The 20,581-nt window shown below is 54.7% G+C and carries 19 protein-coding genes; 6 read left to right on the top strand and 13 right to left on the bottom strand.

Annotated features, from left to right (window positions below):
- Positions 1 to 30 precede the first annotated feature (30 nt).
- The 4 genes from nirB (at position 31) to ACI2I2_RS21355 (ending at position 4,678) form a co-directional block, all read left to right on the top strand.
- Positions 31 to 2,574, top strand: coding sequence for a nitrite reductase large subunit NirB (gene nirB / locus ACI2I2_RS21370; protein WP_404659805.1), 2,544 nt, complete (start codon positions 31 to 33; stop codon positions 2,572 to 2,574).
- Positions 2,571 to 2,897 (top strand): nitrite reductase small subunit NirD, encoded by a 327-nt coding sequence (gene nirD, locus ACI2I2_RS21365; protein ID WP_404659804.1) that lies wholly within the window; start codon positions 2,571 to 2,573, stop codon positions 2,895 to 2,897. The genes nirB and nirD overlap by 4 nt, the downstream gene beginning before the upstream one ends.
- Before the next feature lie 61 nt (positions 2,898 to 2,958).
- Positions 2,959 to 4,332 carry a siroheme synthase CysG gene (cysG, locus tag ACI2I2_RS21360; RefSeq protein ID WP_404659803.1) on the top strand — a complete coding sequence of 458 codons (1,374 nt, stop codon included), beginning with the start codon at positions 2,959 to 2,961 and terminating at the stop codon, positions 4,330 to 4,332.
- 178 nt (positions 4,333 to 4,510) lie between these two features.
- Positions 4,511 to 4,678, top strand: a complete 168-nt coding sequence (locus tag ACI2I2_RS21355) for a YhfL family protein (RefSeq protein ID WP_404659802.1) — start codon at positions 4,511 to 4,513, stop codon at positions 4,676 to 4,678.
- 70 nt (positions 4,679 to 4,748) lie between these two features.
- On the opposite strand, the gene trpS is transcribed toward ACI2I2_RS21355, so the two are convergent.
- The 12 genes from trpS to ACI2I2_RS21295 form a co-directional block, all read right to left on the bottom strand.
- Entirely contained in the window at positions 4,749 to 5,753 is a 1,005-nt protein-coding gene (gene trpS / locus ACI2I2_RS21350; RefSeq protein ID WP_404659801.1) for a tryptophan--tRNA ligase, read from the bottom strand.
- Positions 5,746 to 6,507: a phosphoglycolate phosphatase gene (gene gph / locus ACI2I2_RS21345; protein ID WP_404659800.1), complete on the bottom strand. Its 762-nt coding sequence runs from the start codon at positions 6,505 to 6,507 to the stop codon at positions 5,746 to 5,748. Before gph ends, trpS begins: the two co-directional genes overlap by 8 nt.
- Positions 6,500 to 7,177: a ribulose-phosphate 3-epimerase gene (rpe, locus tag ACI2I2_RS21340; RefSeq protein WP_404659799.1), complete on the bottom strand. Its 678-nt coding sequence runs from the start codon at positions 7,175 to 7,177 to the stop codon at positions 6,500 to 6,502. Before rpe ends, gph begins: the two co-directional genes overlap by 8 nt.
- 20 nt (positions 7,178 to 7,197) lie before the next feature.
- The gene (dam, locus tag ACI2I2_RS21335; RefSeq protein ID WP_404659798.1) at positions 7,198 to 8,019 is read right to left on the bottom strand and encodes an adenine-specific DNA-methyltransferase; all 822 of its coding nucleotides are present in this window, start codon (positions 8,017 to 8,019) and stop codon (positions 7,198 to 7,200) included.
- A 121-nt stretch (positions 8,020 to 8,140) separates the two neighbouring features.
- Positions 8,141 to 9,445, bottom strand: a complete 1,305-nt coding sequence (damX, locus tag ACI2I2_RS21330; RefSeq protein WP_404659797.1) for a cell division protein DamX — start codon at positions 9,443 to 9,445, stop codon at positions 8,141 to 8,143.
- Between the two features lie 89 nt (positions 9,446 to 9,534).
- Positions 9,535 to 10,623 (bottom strand): 3-dehydroquinate synthase, encoded by a 1,089-nt coding sequence (aroB, locus tag ACI2I2_RS21325; RefSeq protein ID WP_404659796.1) that lies wholly within the window; start codon positions 10,621 to 10,623, stop codon positions 9,535 to 9,537.
- Between the two features lie 171 nt (positions 10,624 to 10,794).
- Positions 10,795 to 11,316 (bottom strand): shikimate kinase AroK, encoded by a 522-nt coding sequence (gene aroK, locus ACI2I2_RS21320; protein ID WP_297196781.1) that lies wholly within the window; start codon positions 11,314 to 11,316, stop codon positions 10,795 to 10,797.
- Positions 11,317 to 11,586: 270 nt separating this feature from the next.
- Complete coding sequence (gene hofQ, locus ACI2I2_RS21315) at positions 11,587 to 12,822, bottom strand: DNA uptake porin HofQ (protein WP_404659795.1); 1,236 nt, start codon at positions 12,820 to 12,822, stop codon at positions 11,587 to 11,589.
- Positions 12,740 to 13,135: a HofP DNA utilization family protein gene (locus ACI2I2_RS21310; RefSeq protein ID WP_404659794.1), complete on the bottom strand. Its 396-nt coding sequence runs from the start codon at positions 13,133 to 13,135 to the stop codon at positions 12,740 to 12,742. The genes hofQ and ACI2I2_RS21310 overlap by 83 nt, the downstream gene beginning before the upstream one ends.
- On the bottom strand, positions 13,128 to 13,550 hold the full coding sequence (locus ACI2I2_RS21305; protein ID WP_404659793.1) for a hypothetical protein: 423 nt from the start codon (positions 13,548 to 13,550) through the stop codon (positions 13,128 to 13,130). Before ACI2I2_RS21305 ends, ACI2I2_RS21310 begins: the two co-directional genes overlap by 8 nt.
- Entirely contained in the window at positions 13,534 to 14,073 is a 540-nt protein-coding gene (locus ACI2I2_RS21300; RefSeq protein WP_404659792.1) for a PilN domain-containing protein, read from the bottom strand. Before ACI2I2_RS21300 ends, ACI2I2_RS21305 begins: the two co-directional genes overlap by 17 nt.
- A gap of 1 nt (position 14,074) precedes the next feature.
- Positions 14,075 to 14,797, bottom strand: coding sequence for a pilus assembly protein (locus ACI2I2_RS21295; protein WP_404659791.1), 723 nt, complete (start codon positions 14,795 to 14,797; stop codon positions 14,075 to 14,077).
- A 118-nt stretch (positions 14,798 to 14,915) separates the two neighbouring features.
- Between ACI2I2_RS21295 and mrcA the strand changes: the two genes are divergently transcribed.
- Complete coding sequence (gene mrcA, locus ACI2I2_RS21290; RefSeq protein ID WP_404659790.1) at positions 14,916 to 17,468, top strand: peptidoglycan glycosyltransferase/peptidoglycan DD-transpeptidase MrcA; 2,553 nt, start codon at positions 14,916 to 14,918, stop codon at positions 17,466 to 17,468.
- Positions 17,469 to 17,553: 85 nt separating this feature from the next.
- On the opposite strand, the gene nudE is transcribed toward mrcA, so the two are convergent.
- Positions 17,554 to 18,114 (bottom strand): ADP compounds hydrolase NudE, encoded by a 561-nt coding sequence (gene nudE, locus ACI2I2_RS21285; protein WP_404659789.1) that lies wholly within the window; start codon positions 18,112 to 18,114, stop codon positions 17,554 to 17,556.
- 319 nt (positions 18,115 to 18,433) lie between these two features.
- On the opposite strand from nudE, the gene ACI2I2_RS21280 reads away from it, so the two are divergent.
- Positions 18,434 to 20,581, top strand: a complete 2,148-nt coding sequence (locus ACI2I2_RS21280; protein ID WP_404659788.1) for an intracellular growth attenuator family protein — start codon at positions 18,434 to 18,436, stop codon at positions 20,579 to 20,581.

Below are 20,581 nucleotides of genomic sequence, written 5' to 3'. Positions count from 1 at the left end.
GGCGGTAATAGAAAAGAAATCGAGGCAAAAATGAGCAAAGTCAGACTCGCAATTATCGGTAACGGCATGGTCGGCCACCGCTTTATTGAGGATTTACTCGATAAAGCGCCAGCAGATCAGTTCGAGATTACCGTCTTCTGTGAAGAACCCCGTATCGCCTACGACCGCGTGCATCTCTCATCATACTTCTCTCACCATACTGCGGAAGAACTTTCGCTGGTGCGCGAAGGCTTTTATGAGAAACACGGCGTCAAGGTGCTGATTGGTGAGCGTGCCATCACCATTAACCGTCAGGAAAAGGTGATTCACTCAAGCGCGGGTCGCTCTGTCTTTTATGACAAACTGATCATGGCGACCGGTTCCTATCCGTGGATCCCGCCGATCAAAGGCTCTGATACTCAGGACTGCTTCGTCTACCGTACTATCGAAGATCTTAACGCCATTGAAGCCTGTGCTCGTCGCAGCAAACGTGGGGCAGTGGTCGGCGGCGGCCTGCTCGGCCTTGAAGCCGCAGGCGCACTGAAAAACCTCGGCGTTGAAACCCACGTCATCGAATTTGCCCCGATGCTGATGGCCGAACAGCTTGACGCGATGGGCGGCGACCAGCTGAAGCGCAAAATCGAAAGCATGGGCGTACGCGTCCACACCAGCAAGAACACTAAAGAGATCGTTCAGGAAGGGACTCAAGGGCGCAAAACCATGCGCTTTGCCGATGGCAGCGAACTCGAAATCGACTTTATCGTCTTCTCAACTGGCATCCGCCCGCGTGACAAACTAGCCACCCAATGCGGTCTGGCAACCGGTCAGCGCGGCGGGATCATGGTCAATGACACCTGTCAGACCTCCGATCCGGATATCTACGCGATCGGCGAATGTGCCAGCTGGAATAACCGCGTTTACGGCCTGGTCGCGCCAGGCTACAAAATGGCGCAGGTGGCTGTGGACCACATCCTCGGCAACCAAAACACATTTGAAGGCGCAGACCTCAGTGCCAAGCTGAAGCTGCTGGGCGTTGATGTCGGCGGCATCGGCGATGCACATGGCCGCACACCGGGCGCACGCAGCTACGTTTACCTCGACGAAAGCAAAGAAGTCTACAAACGTCTGATTGTCAGCCCGGATAACAAAACCCTGCTCGGTGCGGTACTGGTCGGCGACACCAGCGATTTCGGCAACCTTCTGCAACTGGTGCTGAACGCTATCGAACTGCCAGAAAATCCGGACGCACTGATTCTGCCGGCTCATGCAGCAAGCGGTAAACCGGCCATCGGCGTGGATAAACTGCCAGACAGCGCGCAGATTTGCTCCTGTTTTGACGTCACCAAAGGCGATTTGGTCAGTGCCATCAATAAAGGCTGCCACACTGTTGCGGCGCTGAAAGCCGAAACCAAAGCGGGCACCGGCTGCGGCGGTTGTATCCCGCTGGTGACACAGGTTCTGAATGCAGAACTGGCGAAACAGGGCATTGAAGTGAACAACAATCTCTGTGAGCACTTCGCCTTCTCTCGTCAGGAGCTCTACCACCTGATTCGCGTGGAAGGGATCAAAACCTTCGACGAACTGCTGACAAAATACGGCAAAGGCTACGGCTGTGAAGTGTGTAAGCCGACGGTCGGTTCCCTGCTGGCGTCTTGCTGGAACGAATATGTGCTCAAGCCTCAGCACACGCCGTTGCAGGACACCAACGACAACTTCCTCGCCAATATCCAGAAAGATGGCACCTACTCGGTGATCCCTCGTTCTGCTGGCGGTGAAATCACCCCAGACGGCCTGATGGCTGTGGGCCGTATCGCGCAGGAATTTAATCTCTACACCAAAATCACCGGTTCTCAGCGTATCGGCCTGTTTGGTGCACAGAAAGACGATCTGCCGGAAATCTGGCGTCAGCTGATCGACGCTGGCTTTGAAACCGGTCATGCCTATGCCAAAGCACTGCGTATGGCAAAAACCTGCGTGGGCAGCACCTGGTGCCGCTACGGCGTTGGCGATAGCGTGGGCTTCGGCGTTGAGCTGGAAAACCGTTATAAAGGCATTCGTACACCACACAAAATGAAGTTTGGCGTCTCTGGCTGTACCCGCGAATGTGCGGAAGCTCAAGGCAAAGACGTGGGCATCATCGCCACAGAAAAAGGCTGGAACCTGTACGTCTGCGGTAACGGCGGGATGAAACCTCGCCATGCCGATTTGCTGGCCGCAGACCTCGACCACGACACGCTGATCAAATACCTCGATCGCTTCATGATGTTCTACATCCGTACCGCGGACAAACTGACCCGTACCGCACCGTGGCTCGATAACATGGAAGGCGGCATCGAGTATCTGAAAGCCGTCATCATCGACGATAAGCTTGGCCTCAACGACCATCTGGAAGAAGAGCTGGCTCGTCTGCGTGCCGCCTTTGCTTGTGAATGGACCGAGACGGTCAACAGCCCGGCTGCGCAAAGCCGCTTCCAGCACTTTGTGAACAGCAAGCAGCGCGATCCAAACGTGCAGGTTGTGCCTGAGCGCGAACAGCATCGCCCGGCAACCCCGTACGAACGCATCCCGGTCACTCTGGTGGAGGAAAACGCATGAGCCAGTGGGTAAATATCTGCAACATCGACGAGATCCTGCCTCAGACCGGCGTCTGCGCGCTGCTCGGCCAAGAGCAAGTCGCGATTTTCCGCCCGTATCATGACGAACAGGTGTTCGCTATCAGCAACATTGACCCGTTCTTCCGCGCCAGCGTCCTCTCGCGCGGGCTGATTGCGGAGCACAACGGTGAGCTGTGGGTTGCCAGTCCGCTGAAAAAGCAGCGCTTCCGCCTCAGCGACGGGCTGTGCATGGAAGATGAAAACCATTCGATTGCACATTTTGAGGTGCGCGTTAAAGACGGTCAGGTACAATTAAAGGCCTGATGACCCTTCCGGCGGCGTTCTGCCGCCGGACTTCTTTCCCCTTCATTGCTGCGAGACGCCCATGGATCACTTACCCATTTTCTGCCAACTGCGCGAACGCGACTGCCTGCTAGTCGGCGGTGGTGACGTTGCCGAACGTAAAGCCCGTCTGTTACTGGACGCAGGCGCGCGGCTGACGGTCAATGCTCTCGAGTTTGCGCCCCAGTTCCACGTCTGGGCGGAAGCGGGCATGTTGACACTGGTTGAAGGGGAATTTGATACCACTCTGCTCGACAAAAGCTGGCTGGCTATTGCTGCCACGGATGACGATGCGGTGAATCATCAAGTCAGTGAAGAAGCGGAAAAACGGCGGATATTCTGTAATGTGGTCGATGCGCCTAAACAGGCCAGTTTCATCATGCCGTCCATTATCGACCGTTCCCCGCTGATGGTCGCTGTTTCTTCGGGCGGCGCCTCCCCGGTTCTGGCACGTTTACTGCGTGAAAAGTTAGAGTCTCTGTTGCCGCAGCATCTGGGTCAGGTTGCCCATTTCGCAGGCCAGCTTCGCTCACGTGTCAAACAACAGTTTGCTACCGTGGGTGAGCGTCGCCGCTTCTGGGAAAAGCTGTTCGTCAACGATCGCCTGGCTCAGTCATTGGCGAATCAAGACGAACAGGCCGTGCAAACCACCACTAAGCAATTGCTTAACGAACCGCTGGATAACCGCGGTGAAGTGGTGCTGGTTGGCGCAGGGCCTGGCGATGCGGGGCTACTGACGCTAAAGGGCCTGCAGCAAATTCAGCAGGCGGATATCGTGGTCTATGACCGTCTGGTGTCCGACGACATTATGAATCTGGTGCGCCGCGATGCTGACCGGGTGTTTGTGGGCAAACGTGCTGGCTATCACTGCGTGCCGCAGGAAGAGATTAACCAAATTCTGCTGCGTGAAGCGCAGAAAGGGAAACGCGTGGTGCGCCTCAAAGGTGGCGATCCGTTTATCTTTGGGCGTGGTGGCGAAGAGCTGGAAACGCTGTGTAATGCAGGTATTCCGTTCTCCGTTGTACCGGGGATTACCGCTGCATCCGGTTGTTCTGCCTACGCAGGTATCCCACTAACGCACCGTGATTACGCCCAAAGCGTGCGTCTGGTTACCGGCCACCTGAAAACGGGCACTGAACTCGACTGGCATAATCTGGCGGCAGAAAAACAGACGCTGGTGTTCTATATGGGGCTTAATCAGGCAGCGACCATCAGCGAAAAACTGCGAGAACACGGTATGGAGGCGAATATGCCTGTCGCACTGGTGGAGAACGGCACGGCTATCAAACAGCGCGTGGTTGCGGGCACGCTGGATGAGCTTTCCGCGTTGGCACAACAAGTGGCCAGCCCGGCGCTGATTATCGTTGGGCGCGTTGTCGCGCTGCGAGAAAAACTGAACTGGTTCTCAACTCACTGATATTTAGCCATTACCTGAATGAGTAACGGGGTGTTTTCAAGTCCGTATTCAGACGGCAAAAACGCCCCCTGCAATCCGCTTTATCCCCCTCTTCTGTGCTTAAATCCCCAGCGGAGAAAAGACGCCCCGGCGTTATTCTCCGCATTGAAGATAACTTAAAAATGAAAGGGATATTGGCATGAAAAACATGGTTAAAGCGTTTGCCTTATTGGCTGTTATTTCCACCCTGACGGCTTGCACCGGCAGCATCCAGAACAAAAATAAATCCTGTAGCTACGATTACCTGCTGCACCCAGCCATTTCTATTTCCAAAATCATCGGCGGCTGTGGCCCGGCAGACGAGTAAGCGTTACCGCGATTGTTAGCGATAAAAAAACCGGGCAATCCCGGTTTTTTTTCGTCTTTAGCGTCTGGCCTTACGGATGCGCCACAAACCCAATCGCTTCATACACCGCTTTCAGCGTTTTGGAAGCATGTTCGCGTGCTTTAGCAGACCCGTCTTTCATCACTTTATTCAGCAGAGCTTCGTCGTTGCGGAAGCGGTTGTAACGCTCCTGCAATTCGCTCAGCATGCCAGACACGGCATCAGCCACTTCACCTTTCAGGTGGCCGTACATCTTGCCTTCGAAGTGCTGCTCCAGCTCTGGGATCGTCTTGCCCGTCACACCGGAGAGAATATCCAGCAGGTTGGACACACCCGCTTTGTTCTGTACGTCGTAGCGCACAACAGGTGGCTCATCGCCATCGGTCATTGCACGTTTGATTTTCTTCACCACGGATTTCGGATCTTCCAGCAGGCCGATAACGTTGTTGCGGTTATCGTCGGACTTAGACATCTTCTTGGTCGGCTCCAGCAGTGACATCACGCGCGCACCAGATTTCGGAATGAACGGCTCAGGCACCTTAAACACCTCACCGTACAGCGCATTGAAGCGCTGAGCGATATCACGGCTCAACTCCAGATGCTGTTTCTGGTCTTCGCCAACCGGCACCTGATTGGTCTGATACAGCAGAATATCGGCCGCCATCAGCACCGGGTAATCGAACAGACCGGCGTTGATGTTTTCGGCGTAGCGCGCTGACTTGTCTTTAAACTGCGTCATACGGCTCAGTTCACCGAAATAGGTGTAGCAGTTCAGTGCCCAGCCTAACTGTGCGTGCTCTGGCACATGGGACTGAACAAAGATGGTGCTCTTCTCAGGATCGATACCGCAGGCCAGGTACAGCGCAAGGGTGTCCAGTGTCGCTTTGCGCAGCTTTTCTGGGTCCTGACGGGCGGTGATAGCATGCAGGTCAACGATGCAGTAGATGCAGTGATAGTCGTCCTGCATGTTGACCCACTGACGCAGCGCACCCATGTAGTTACCAATGGTTAATTCACCGGACGGCTGTGCGCCACTAAATACGATGGGCTTAGTCATTTTTCACTTCCTGAATTTCACTGTGCGGGAGCCCGAGTGCGGGCAACAAATCGTTAAAACGGTCATAGACGACATCGGGATTGCTGTCGGCAATCGCTTCGCCGTAGTTATAGCCATAGGTCAGGCCCACTGAGCAGCAGCCAGCAGCCTGCGCGGCAAGAATATCATTGCGTGAGTCGCCCACAAACAGCAGCTCTGCAGGCGCAAGGGATAATTTTCCTGCCACCAACAGTAGCGGTTCCGGATGCGGCTTTTTGTTCTGCACGTCATCGCCACCGACAACCACGGTGAAATATTTCGCGATATCCAGCGCTTCCAGTATAGGAGCAACAAACGGTGAGGGCTTGTTGGTGACCAGCGCCAGCGGCAAGCCTTTGGCATGCAGCGCGCTTAACGTTTCGGCCACTGCCGGGAACAGATAGCTGCCCTCTTCGGCAAATTCTGCGTAGTAACGGTCAAACAGCTTACGCAGTACGCGCTGCTGCTCTTCCTGAGGAATATCGTCATGATCAACAGACGGTTTGCCCTGCTGCGCACGCAGCGAAGCACGTTCCTGGCGCGCCCACGTCAGCGCGCGTTCCATCAGAACGTCGGCCCCGTTACCAATCCAGGTGATAACACGCTCTTCGCCTGCCGTCGGTAATTCCAGCGCATACAGTGCGCTGTCCACAGCGGCCGTTAAGCCCGGAGCGCTGTCAACCAGCGTGCCATCGAGATCAAAAGCCACGCCGCGGATAGAATCGAATTTACTCATGACTTACCTTTGCCAGTTCACTGCGCATGTCATCAATCACTTTCTTGTAATCTGGCTGGTCAAAAATGGCCGAGCCAGCCACAAACATATCGGCACCTGCAGCGGCAATCTCGCGGATATTCGCGGCCTTCACGCCACCGTCCACTTCCAGGCGGATATCACGCCCTGACGCATCAATGCGGCGACGCACTTCGCGCAGCTTTTCAAGCGTGTGAGGAATAAAGGACTGACCACCAAAACCTGGGTTCACGGACATCAGCAAAATCACGTCGAGTTTATCCATCACGTGATCCAGGAAGCTCAGCGAGGTCGCAGGATTGAGCACCAGACCGGCCTTACAGCCGTGTTCTTTAATCAGCTGTAACGAGCGATCGACGTGGTCCGACGCTTCAGGATGGAAAGTGATAATGCTGGCGCCTGCCGCGGCAAAGTCCGGGATAATGCGATCGACCGGTTTGACCATCAGGTGCACATCAATCGGAGCGGTGATGCCGTAATTACGCAGGGATTTGAGCACCATCGGACCCATCGTCAGGTTCGGCACATAATGGTTATCCATTACGTCGAAGTGGACGACATCACCGCCAGCCGCCAGGGCTTTCGCGGTGTCTTCACCCAGACGGGCAAAATCGGCCGACAGAATCGACGGGGCAATCAAATACTGTTTCATCCGCATCTCCTTGAAAACGTTTATGGGGCAACCGGGCGATAGAGCGCCAACAGTTCATCCACCTTCTTTCGTGTGCCGCCATTACTGCTGATACTGCGACGCACTTTGACCTGATATTGCTTCGCCGCTTTGTACCACTCACGAGTGGCGGGCGTGTCATGGTTCGAAATTAACACCGGTATTTGCTTACTGACCAGCTTTTCTGCCATTTCCGCCAGGTGCTTTTGCTGGTCTGGCGTGAAGCTGTTGGTGTGGTAGGCGGTAAAATTGGCGGTCGCTGAGAGCGGTGCATACGGCGGATCGCAGTAGACCACCGACTCTTTATTCGCCATTGCCATGCACGCTTCGTAAGACAGGCAATAGAACTCGGCGTGCTGCGCCTTCTGCGCAAAATGGTTCAGTTCCGCTTCCGGGAAGTAAGGCTTTTTGTAGCGCCCAAACGGCACGTTGAACTCGCCTTTCAGATTGTAACGGCATAACCCGTTGTAACCATGGCGATTCAGATACAAAAACAGCACCGCGCGACGCAGCGGCTCTTTACACTGATTAAACTCGTCCCGCAGTTGATAATAGATTTCAGACTGATTATGAGCGGGAGTGAACATCAGGCGCGCTTCGCGAATGTATTCGTCGGTGCGGGTTTTAACGATGTTGTAGAGATCAATCAGGTCACTGTTGATATCCGCCAGAATGTAGCGGGAATAGCTGGTATTGAGGAACACAGAACCGGCCCCGACAAAGGGCTCGATAAGACACTCGCCCTTCGGCAAATGTTTTTCAATATCGTTAAGCAGCGGGTATTTCCCCCCTGCCCATTTCAAAAAAGCGCGATTTTTTTTCATGCTGTCTGACTGCTTACACTTTCCCCGGCTGAGGAGAAAAAGCTCCTACAGCATCCTGCGCTTAAAAACACAGTCGCCTTCAGCCCGCGAATGCAGACTGAAGGCGCTGTGTCATGGACAACTACTGCTTCAGATCAGACTGAACCTGATGCAACGGTTTTGCCCACGGGTTTTTCGCCTGGACATCCGCTGGTAATGCGGTAACTGCGCGTTTCGCTTCGTCTTTCGAAGCATAAACGCCGCTCACCAGCACATACCATGGCTGACCATTGCGGGTGGTCTGATAGACCACATATTTTTGAATATTCTCTTTCTTCGCCCAGTTGTTCAGGTTGTCGTAGTTCGACGAACTGCTGAGCTGCAGCGTGTAATGGCTACCAGGTGCAGATTTCAGGGAACCGACATCACCGGTTTCTTTGCCGCCTGTGGCTGCAGAAGCCGTTGCCGTTGCTGCCGGAGCCGCTGTCGCCGCAGGTTTTGCTGCTGCGGTGGCGGCTGGTTTTGCCGCTTCAACTGGCGCTGCCGGTTTGACTGGCGTGCTGGTGGCTGCAGTCGTGGTTTCTGTACGCTTCGGCTGGGCAACAGGTTTTGGCTCAGCTTTGACTGTGGCCTGAGGCTTAGTCTGCGGCTTCGGCTCAATCACCGTGTGCTTACGTTCAGGGCGTGAAGTTGCCGCTGGTGCCGTTTCTGCAGTACTGGTGGTCGCCTGGCGCGGAGCGCTGCCGCCACGAACAGGTGCAACAGTGGCAGGTTCAGTCGGCAGAGTGGAATTCGCCACCGCGCTGTCAATCTGACCTTGCTGCTGATTCAGGGCATTATTCAGGTCGCCCTGAACTTCAACGCGCTGCTGACCATCAGGCGCAACGGTATTCTGACCCTGAGTTGGGGTTGAGGAAATGGGCGGCAGAGAAACATCCTGCTGTGGATTTCCTGCGGCTTGTCCCGCTGGCGTCGCGCCTGGCGCAGGTTGGGCACCATTTGCCTGATCTGCAGGAGAGCCATTACTTCCCGACAAGTCGACGCTCTTCTCACCGGACGTCGACGCTTGCTCGCCAGACGTGGACGGCGCTTTCAGCGCAGAACCAATGCCGATAATCAGCACCAGCAGAACGACAATGCCCAGACCCATCATGATGTACTGGCGAGAAGCCGGTTTGCGGGCAGGCATTTTTTTGCGTTTGCGTGGACGACGCTCAACGGGGGCTTCTTCCTCGCCGTCGTCATCAGATTCGTAATACTCTTCTTCCTCTTCGCGCTCGTCACGCACCTTACGTGTGCGAGCCGGACGGCGCTCGTCTGAGTCTAAATCAACCTCATCGAAGTTGATCTGCTGATCGTTTTCACGATCGGAAGACTGACGGGAACGACCAGCACGACGATCGCTGGGATCGGGTTTCAGCTCGTCTTCTGGTTTGAATTCATCCATTTAACACCCCACTAAAAGGCTTATGCCAACGACACTGCACATCACCTGAAGTTATAACGCCGCAACAGCGGCATGACCTTTCTTATTAGTTACGCCTGCTGAGTATCAGCAATAGCGCCAAGAACCACATCGTGCGCCACACCACCACGCACTTCACTTTTGCCAATTGCCAGCGGCAAGACCAGACGCATTTCGCCTGCGAGCACCTTTTTATCCCGCATCATGTGCGGCAGGTAAGCTTCGGCAGACATCTCTTGCGGCCCGGAAACCGGGAGGTTTGCACGCTTAAGCAAAGCAATAATACGCTGAGTATCCTGTGCTGCAAACTGACCGAGACGTTCAGAAGCCTGCGCCGCCATGACCATACCGGCCGCGACAGCTTCACCGTGCAGCCAGTTACCGTAGCCCATTTCGGCTTCGATAGCATGACCAAAGGTATGCCCCAGATTCAGTAAAGCACGTAAGCCTGTTTCTCGCTCGTCTGCCGCAACAACTTCGGCTTTCAGCTCACAACAACGACGAATGCAGTAAGCCATTGCTTTTTCATCCAGCGCGAGCAAAGCATCGATATTGTTTTCAAGCCAGGAGAAGAATTCTGCATCCAGAATGATGCCGTACTTGATAACTTCAGCCAGACCCGAGGAGAGCTCGCGTGCAGGTAGAGTTTTCAGGCAATCGAGATCGACAACAACATTCACCGGCTGCCAGAAGGCGCCAATCATGTTCTTACCGAGAGGATGGTTAACGGCTGTTTTGCCTCCAACGGAGGAATCAACCTGAGAGAGGAGCGTGGTCGGCACCTGGATAAAGCGCACGCCGCGCTGATAACTGGCAGCGGCAAATCCTGTCAGATCGCCCACTACCCCACCACCCAGCGCGATAAGCGTCGTATCGCGACCGTGCGGTTTCTGCAGCAATGCGGTGAAAACGGTGTCCATCACCGCCAGCGTTTTGTACTGCTCGCCGTCCGGAATGATGACGCTGTCGACTTTCACGCCAGCCTGCTCAAGCACCGATCGCACCTTGTCCAGATAGACAGGCGCCAGTGTTTCATTGGTGACCAGCATAGCCTGGTCGCCGGATTTCAGTGGCAGAAAGGAAGCTGGATCGTTAAACAAACCAGCCGCGATGGTAATCGGGTAACTACGTTCCCCGAGAGTTACAGTGAGCCTCTCCATAACGCGACGTCCACCTTAATTGCTTGAATTCGCTGGCGAGCTACACGCTATCCTTCAGGCTGCTTTTTATCACTGGCTTATTGCGCCACGGTTGCTGGCCTATGCCAGCAAGAGTTCACGCCGTTGCCGCCATGATGCAGCTTGAACGATGCCGTATAGCGCTAACCAGAATCAGTTACTTTCCAGCATATGAATAATTTGGTTTGCCACCACTTTCGCGCTCTGATCGTCAGTGCGAATGGTGACATCAGCAATCTCTTCATACAGAGGATTGCGTTCACCCGCCAGGGCTTCCAGAACTTCACGCGGAGGCGTTTCAACCTGCAGCAACGGACGCTTTTTATCGCGCTGAGTGCGTGCCAGTTGTTTTTCGATCGTTGTTTCAAGATACACAACGACGCCACGGGCGGAGAGGCGATTGCGTGTTTCACGGGATTTCACAGAGCCGCCGCCAGTAGCCAGCACAATACCCTGTTTTTCCGTCAACTCGTTGATGATTTTTTCTTCACGATCACGGAAACCGTCTTCGCCTTCGACATCGAAGACCCAGCCCACGTCAGCGCCTGTGCGTTTCTCAATCTCTTGATCAGAATCGTAGAATTCCATGTTGAGCTGTTGAGCTAACTGGCGCCCAATAGTGCTTTTGCCGGCACCCATAGGCCCAACCAGAAAGATATTGCGTTTCTCTGCCATTTTTTCGGTACTACTAAGACTATTTCGTTAATAATAAACCCGCGCCGTGAACACCTTGGACGACGCTGGACATGAACTGAAACCTCATAAGCGATAGTGCGAGAGTCAGACTGAAAATTATCTCAATACTCCGGCAGGTTTGGCAACTTTAATCATTACCGGATTTTGCAGGGTGCCGACTCTCAAATCGGTACTCCTTGTATGCTAAATCCGGTCTCACGTCAAACACCTGAAACGTGTTCAGTAAGAAAAAGCCTTGCCTGAAAACGTTTATTGCACAGAAATAATACGCGGTGTGATGAAGACGACCAGTTCGCGTCGCTCACTATCTTTGCCATCATGACGGAACAATTGCCCCAACCACGGAATATCCCCAAGCAGCGGCACGCTGTCTCGTGCGGACTTGTTCTTCTGCGAGAAAATGCCGCCTAATGCCAGCGTCTCACCGCTTTTCACTTCCACCTGAGTTTCAATTTCCTGCTTATCTATCGCCAACACTTCGCCATCGGCCTGTTGCAGTACCTGACCCGGCATATCTTCCGTTATCTTCAGTTTGAGACGCACCCGGTTCTTTTGTAATACCGTTGGCGTCACTTCCATCCCCAGTACCGCTTCCTTAAATTCAACCGATGTCGCCCCACTGTCGCCGCTGGACACCTGATACGGAATTTCGCTGCCCTGCTTAATGCTCGCCGGTTGCAGATGGGAAGCTAATAGATGAGGGCTGGCGATAATCTCCACTTGCTGCTTTTGTTCCAGCGCCGAGAGTTCAAGCTCCAGCAGACGCCCGCTGATTTTGCCGATGTTAAACCCGGCATGCGTTGTGGCATCCGTTACAGAGAGATCAGCAGACAACGTCGTCACTTTGCCTGAACCCACTCCGCCCTCTGCCTCAGCAAGACTCCACTTCACGCCAAGCTCACGCAGGCTTTTTTCAGTCATGGTGACAATATGCGCCGTGAGCTCCACCTGGCCGACGGGCTCATCCATCTCTGCGGCCCAGGCGAGCAACTCTGTCAGGTGCGCCTCGTCGTCTTTGATAAGCAAGCGGTTGGTTCTTTTATCTACCGTCAACGTGCCTCTGCTGCTCAGCAGTTTCTCTCCGGCTTTCGCGAGTTCGGTGGCATCCGCGTAATGCACCGCAACGCTTTGGCCTTTCAGCGGCAAGGCCAGTTGCTGCTTCTGGTGTTCGGCTTCGTTTTGGGCCTGTTTCTCTGCCAGCCAACCCCGAGTATGAACAAACAGGATGTTGCTTCGGGTTTCAAGCACCAGACCCGCACTGTTGAGCACCGTCTGTAAGGCCTGCTTCCACGGCACGTTGTTCAACTGCAGCGAAATTTGCCCGTTCACGTCCGGCGCTATCACAATATTACGCTCGCCAAGCCCAGCTAAACTCTGAAGCAACTGCACAACGGGCACCTCATCAACCACCAGCGTGACGGTTTTTTCTTTCGCTATGGCGACTGTCGTCAGGCACAGCAGCCCTAGCAGTATCCTTCGAATCATGGTTCGTTCCTTCTTTAACCCAACGCCACTGCGAGGGTTCGCACTCTGCATTAAGGGTGAGATCAATCTGTTCCAGAGTGATCCCAGAGACTGTCCACCGGTTCTCCAGTTGTTGCCCTGGCCGCAGGCGATGCCATTTCCCTTCGGCATCCTGCACAATGCCGGTGACTAGCCCGCCAAAGTCAGCCATGCCGCGGTAATGCCACATCGCTAGCTGAGAAACAGAACACTTATCTTCCGGGATCTGGAAAGGGTCGCGCATCCCTAATAACCCGGGAATAAAGACCAAAAGCAGTACGCGCCAGCTATTCATTGCCAATGGACTCCAGCTGCAGCGTTATCCTTAAGCTTCCTTTTTCAGGCTGGAAGCTGAAGGCTTTGATGGCTCTGTCACTTGCGGCAAGTTGGCTAAACGCCCCCATTAGCGTTGACCACTCTCCTTCCAGCACCAGCTCCCCTCCGGCAGCCGCTGGCTGCCAGCTCACCAGACTGCGCTGAAATGCCAGAGCGGAAAACGGCACCGTTTTCGAGAGAGGGAATGGATTTTGCTCTAACCGTAATGGCATCACTTTGCGCCATTGCGCCTGTAAGCTGTGGCCTGACGGCTGCCGCTCAGGAGACTGATAGCAAATCACACAGACAATGGCCGCCACTAAAAGCATCAGTATCCAGCTTCCAAGGCGTGCAGATGCGCGCAAGTCACACCAGCGATCAGCGAGCGCCAACATCAGCCTCACCCATTCGCAGCTGATAACTGAATTGCCACCGCCCCTGCTTATCCTGGCGGGTGGGCCCCGGTATGACGGAAGCAAAGCCGGGTAAACTTTTTACCATTTGATCGACGGACGAAAGCGCAGGGAAACGCATCGCCATGCCCGTCAACGCAAACTGATTGTCCTGCCACTGCAACGCGGTAAGCCATGCCTGATCGGGCAGCTTTTCGGCCAGAGTGAGCAACATGACTTCCCAGTTCGCGGTCTGTTTTCGCCTGAGTTCATGGGCCTGAGCTGCTGCCCAACGCTGCTGGTGTTCGCGAAGCGCTTTCTCCTTATTAGCCAATAACGCTGATAACTCCCGTTCATTTGCGCGATACACTTCCTGCCAGGCTAAGAACTGGCTGTGCGCCAGCCGCCCCGTAGCTATCTGGAGAATGGCCACCAGCCAGAGGCCGGAAAACATCATCAGCCAAAACCGCACGCAGCGGCGGCGTCTCGCTTCCCGCCAGCTCAGCAAATTCACCGGACGCCGCATCTCAGCTCCCTCCCACAGCCAGCGCCAATGCGATGGCAAAAGCGTCTCCGCTTTCGGGCAGAGGCGGCTGGAGCTGGTTTAACGGAAACCACGGATTGAACGTTTCCCCAACCAGGAACTGCGTAGTACAAGGCAGAAATTCGTCTAGCTGTTCAGCGCTGCTTCCCCAGCTTTCACGCGTCGCCCAAAGCCAGTGATCTCCCTCGCGCCAGCACAAGCCCGGCACCGCCTCTGAAATCCAGGGCAGGAAGTTTTGCAGCGCACAGGCATCCGGCGTAATAGCAAACAGATTCAACCTGGCGGCACGCAAGCGCTGTTGCAGCAGGCTGATGTCCCTTCGGCGCGCGGCTGTCACGCTATAGCTGTTGGCGTCCGTATCGTGGAAATCAAAAGCGAGCGTGTTGGCGGGCATCTCAAGCTGTTGCGAAACCGTGTTCACTATCCACTGAACCTGCTCGCTTTCCCGTAAGCGCATTTGTGGCGGGGGTAACTGTTTTTGCAGCGTATCGGCAGCGGGAAGCGCAACGGCTATCCTGTGATAACGCGGCATTTCACGCCGAATTTTGCATAACGCCGCAATCACCTTTGGCTCCGTTACCTCCCCCGCGAGGGGAATTTGCCACCAACGGCGTAATGCCAACCCAAACCGTGTTCTTTGCAGCGCAACACAGACCACGCTATCTTGCTGAAAGTGCAACCCTGCTTGCCAGTGACTGTAAGTCATTCTTACGATCTCCTTATCCTTCAAACCATTCCGGCTATATCAATGCTTCAGGCTTGCCTTTATACTACCGCGCGTTTGTTTATAAACTGCCCAATTGCCACTTAATGGGAAATCTCCGGTGAAGTTCGTAAAGTATTTATTCATCCTTGCAGTCTGTTGCATTCTGCTGGGAGCAGGCTCGATATACGGCCTCTACAAATTCATTGAGCCGCAGCTGCCTGACGTTGCCACGCTCAGAGACGTGCGCCTGCAAATCCCGATGCAGATCTACAGTGCTGATGGCGAGCTCATCGCTCAGTACGGTGAAAAACGCCGTATTCCCGTCACGCTCAGTCAAATGCCGCCTGAACTGGTCAAAGCCTTCATTGCGACAGAAGACAGCCGCTTCTACGAGCACCACGGCGTCGACCCGGTAGGGATTTTCCGTGCGGCAAGCGTAGCCCTGTTCTCCGGCCACGCTTCGCAAGGGGCGAGTACCATTACTCAGCAGCTCGCGCGTAACTTCTTCCTCAGCCCTGAAAAGACCCTGACGCGTAAGATCAAAGAAGTCTTTCTGGCGATTCGCATTGAGCAGTTGCTGAACAAAGACGAAATTCTTGAGCTCTACCTGAACAAGATTTACCTCGGCTACCGTGCCTATGGCGTGGGCGCTGCGGCGCAGGTCTATTTTGGTAAGTCGGTCGATCAACTCACGCTTAGCGAGATGGCCGTCATTGCCGGTCTGCCTAAAGCACCGTCGACCTTCAACCCACTGTATTCGATGGACAGAGCCACAGCCCGTCGTAACGTCGTCCTGTCGCGCATGCTGAGCGAAAATTACATTACTCAGGCGCAATACAACGAAGCCGTCGGTCAGCCGATTGATGCCAGCTACCATGCGCCGGAAATCGCCTTCTCTGCCCCTTACCTCACGGAAATGGTGCGTCAGGAGATGTATCACCGTTACGGTGAAAAGGCGTATGAAGACGGTTATCGCATCTACACCACCATCACCCGCAAAGATCAGTTAGCCGCACAAACCGCTTTGCGTAATAACGTGATGGATTACGACATGCGCCATGGTTATCGCGGCCCAGCCAACGTGCTGTGGAAAATTGGCGAAACCCCGTGGGACAGCAAGAAAATCACCGACTCCCTGAAGAGCCTGCCAACCTATGGGCCGCTTGAGCCTGCCGTGGTGACAGCTGCAAATCCTCAGGAAGCCACCGTGATGATGGCGGACGGTACCTCCATCGCGCTGAGCATGGACGGCATGCGCTGGGCGCGTCAGTATCGTTCTGATACTCAGCAAGGCCCAACTCCGCGTAAAGTGACGGATGTCGTGCAGACAGGTCAACAAATCTGGGTTCGTCAGGTGGGTGAAAGCTGGTGGCTGGCGCAAGTGCCGGATGTGAACTCCGCGCTGGTGTCCCTCAATCCGCAAAACGGCGCCATCATTGCGCTGGTCGGTGGGTTTGATTTCAACCAGAGCAAATTTAACCGCGCGACTCAGGCGCTGCGTCAGGTTGGTTCCAACATCAAACCCTTCCTGTACACCGCCGCGATGGATAAGGGCCTGACGCTGGCCAGCATGCTGAACGACGTGCCAATTTCACGCTGGGATGCCGGTGCTGGTTCAGACTGGAGTCCTAAGAACTCACCGCCACAATATGCGGGTCCAATTCGCCTGCGTCAGGGACTGGGTCAGTCCAAAAACGTGGTGATGGTTCGCGCGATGCGAGCGATGGGCGTGGATTACGCCGCAGAATATCTGCAACGCTTTGGCTTCCCGGCGGATAACATTGTTCGCACCGAATCACTGGCGCTCGGTTCTGCTTCCTTTACGCCACTGCAGGTAGCTCGCGGCTATTCCGTGATGGCTAACGGCGGTTTCCTGATTGACCCGTATTTCATCAGCAAGATTGAGAATGATATGGGCGGCGTGATTTTTGAGGCCAAACCGAAGATAGCTTGTGCAGACTGCGATATTCCGGTGATTTACGGCGATACGCCGAAATCCAACGTGCTGGAAAATCAGGACGTTGAAGATGTCGCCACCTCGCAGGAGCCTCAGAATTCCTCCGTGCCAATGCCAAGCCTTGAGCAGGCGAACCAGGCGCTGGTTGCACGCAGCGGCGGTCAGGAATACGCCCCGCACGTGATCAGCACTCCGCTGTCGTTCCTGATTAAGAGCGCCCTGAATACCAATATCTTTGGTGAACCAGGCTGGCAGGGAACAGGCTGGCGTGCAGGCCGAGATCTTAAACGTCATGATATCGGCGGTAAAACAGGGACAACCAACAGCTCGAAAGATGCCTGGTTCTCGGGTTATGGCCCTGGTGTAGTCACTTCTGTGTGGATTGGCTTTGACGATCATCGTCGTGACCTTGGCCGCACCACGGCCTCCGGGGCGATTAAAGATCAGATTTCAGGTTACGAAGGCGGTGCCAAGAGCGCACAACCGGCCTGGGATGCCTTTATGAAAGCCGTGCTGGACGGCGTGCCAGAGCAACCGCTGACGCCACCGGCAGGCGTGGTCACCATCAATATCGATCGGGGTACAGGCCAACTGGCTAACGGCGGTAACAGCCGTGAAGAGTACTTCATTGAAGGGACGCAGCCGACACAGCAAGCCGTGCATGAAGTCGGCACCACGCTCATTGATAACGGTGAAGCACACGAGCTATTCTGACCCGGATAAAAAGCAAAACGGCGGCCCTGAGGTCGCCGTTTTTTTATGTTTGCATCCTCGCCCTACGGCAGAGGATATCAGGTCGCTACAAGCGCCCTTGCCCTTTCAGCCATTCGCGCACAAGGAACAATGCGCTGACATTGCGGGCTTCATTAAAGTCCGGTTCATCCAGCAGGCTCATCAGATTCGCTAACGGCCAACGAACCTGAGGCAGCGGTTCTGGCTCATCGCCCGGCAATGACTCAGGGTAGAGGTCTTCGGCAACGATGATGTTCATTTTGCTGGAAAAGTAGGACGGTGCCATGCTGAGCTTTTTCAGGAACGTCAGCTGATTCGCCCCGAAGCCCACTTCCTCTTTCAGCTCGCGGTTTGCCGCTTCCATCGCGCTTTCACCGGGGTCAATCAGCCCTTTAGAGAAGCCTAATTCGTACGATTCGGTGCCCACGGCATATTCGCGGATGAGGACCAGGTGATCGTCAACAATCGGCACTATCATCACGGCTTCGCGGGTAGAAGGGCGCATTCTTTCGTACACGCGGCGTTCGCCATTGCTGAATTCCAGGTCCACACTTTCCACAGTAAACAGCCGTGAACGAGCAACGGTTTCAACTTTATGCAGGGTGGGTTTTGTTAATGGTTTATCCATGGTGACCTGAGTTTTGGGTGATAACAGGGTAATTGTGCGACATGCCGCACAGTTTAGGCAATTCCTGGTGCTATGTATTTACATTCGCATAACTTTTTGCCTGAGTCACTTTTTTGATCAAAAAGTCAAGAGGTTGCAATGAATTTGAGAATTTGCTGATATTCGCACTTACTGACCTCTGATATCCTCAAATGTTGCGTCAGAACGTAATTAATCTTTCAAGTTCTGGGTGATGCGTGCCGATAGCTAACTACGGGCTCACGTTCTGTGTTAATGGGCAACCGACGAAACCTGTAAGAATAAGTATGATGGGAAAAGCATGGGCACCTTTTTGATTCTCCTCGCTGCTATGCTGGTCTGCGCATTGCTTGCAGGGTGGTTTTATCGACAGCGCTTACAACACGGAAGACTTCCCCGACTGCATGCTTTTGTGGGCGCGACCACGCGTAAGCTGAGCGCGGATGAACGCGCTGCCGCCGAAAGTTATCTCGAAGGGCTGAGCCGCACGCTGGAAGTGCCCGCTTCCGGTGCCACTGTCGCGCCGACAGCGTTAGCCCTCAATGCCCAAAGCAACACCGTCTACTGCGTCACCCGGTCGATCACTCGCTACGGGATCACCACCGACGATCCGAACAAATGGCGCTACTTCCTCGATTCCGTTGAAATTCATCTCCCGCCGTTCTGGGAACAGTACATCAACGATGAAAACACGGTGGAGCTTATCCACACCGATTCGCTGCCGCTGGTCATCTCGCTTAACGGGCATACTCTTCAGGACCACAAGCAAGAAGCGCGCGGTTACGCCCTTGAGCAACGCCCTGCCACTCAGGCTTCCATTCGTGGTGAAGAAAGCGAACAGATTGAGCTGCTGAATATTCGCCAGGAAACCCGCGAAGAGTACGCGTTGAGCCGTCCGGACGGTTTACGTGAAGCGTTTCTTATCGTCGGCGCTTTCCTGTTGTTCTTCTGCGCTTTGATGGTGCCAGAGGTCTTTGTGCCCTGGGTGGCTGGCGGTGCAGTGTTGCTGCTGGCCTTCGGGCTTTGGGGGCTTTTTGCGCCGCCGTCCAAAACATCGCTGCGGGAAATTCACTGCCTGCGCGGCACACCGAAGCGCTGGGGCCTGTTTGGGGAAAACGACCAGGAGCAGATCAACAATATCTCGCTGGGCATTATTGATCTGATTTATCCGCGCCACTGGCAGCCGTATATCGGCCAGGATTTAGGCCAGCAAACGGATATCGATATTTACCTGGACCGGCATGTCGTTCGTCAGGGGCGCTTTTTATCCCTGCACGAAGAAGTAAAACATTTCCCGCTTCAGCACTGGCTGCGTAGCGCCATTATCGCGGGCGGAGCCTTGCTGATTGTGCTGATGCTGTGGATTAGCGTTCCACTGGGGATGCCATTTAAATTCACGCTGTCGTGGCTGAAAGGCGCGCAGACGATTGAAGCCACTACCGTGAGTCAGCTCGATAAAGCGGGCGTGCGCGTGGGCGATACGCTGCATATCACCGGTACCGGCATGTGCAATATTCATTCGCCAGGCACCTGGACGGCGCAGGAAAGCTCGCCGTTTATGCCGTTCGATTGTTCACAAATTATCTGGAACGATGCGCCTCCGCTGCCGCTGCCGGAATCTGAAGTGGTCACCAAGGCCACGGCTCTGATGCAGGCAGTGAACCGTCAGTTGCATCCTACTCCGGATGACAGCTCTCGCGTGAGTCCGGCGTTGCGCTCCGCCATTCAGAAATCAGGCATGGTGCTGCTGGATGATTTCGCCGACATCGTGCTGAAAACGAAAGATTTGTGTTCCGCTGAAGATGACTGTGCGCGCCTGAAGAATGCGCTGGTTAACCTCGGTAATACCCGTGACTGGGAAACGCTGACCAAGCGAGCCAGCTCCGGCAAGCTCGACGGCGTTAACGTTCTGCTTCGCCCGGTTAGCGCGGAATCGCTGGATAATCTGGTCACCACCTCCACTGCACCGTTTGTGATGCGCGAAACCGCACGAGCGGCACAGGCGTTAAACAGCCCTGCTCCGGGCGGCTTTTTGATTTCCAGTGACGAAGGCAGCGACCTGGTCTCGCAGCCCTGGCCGTCCGTTTCTCTCTATGATTACCCAGCTCACGAGCAATGGGCTGAGTTTCAGCGTCTGGCCGGAATGCTCATGCACACCCCATTCGTGGCAGAAGGTATCGTCACTAACCTGACCACCGATGCAAACGGCACCCGCCACATTAATCTGCATCGCATTCCGGACAGTTCCGGGCTGTGGCGTTATATCAGTACCACGCTGCTAATGCTGGCCATGCTGGCGTGCTTTATCTGGAACGGCCTGCAGGCCATTCGACGCTATCAACGCCATCGTATGCGCAGGGTGGAAATACAGAAGTATTACGATAGCTGTATCAATCCGGTGCTGATCCCTTCCAGTGAGGCCCTGCGCCAGGAAAGCTCAGACAGCTAA

The organism is Scandinavium sp. NPDC088450 (genome assembly GCF_044900545.1).
Classification (GTDB): domain Bacteria; phylum Pseudomonadota; class Gammaproteobacteria; order Enterobacterales; family Enterobacteriaceae; genus Scandinavium.
The sequence above is the reverse complement of the archived record's forward strand: the minus strand, read 5'-3'. Positions and strand labels throughout refer to the sequence as shown.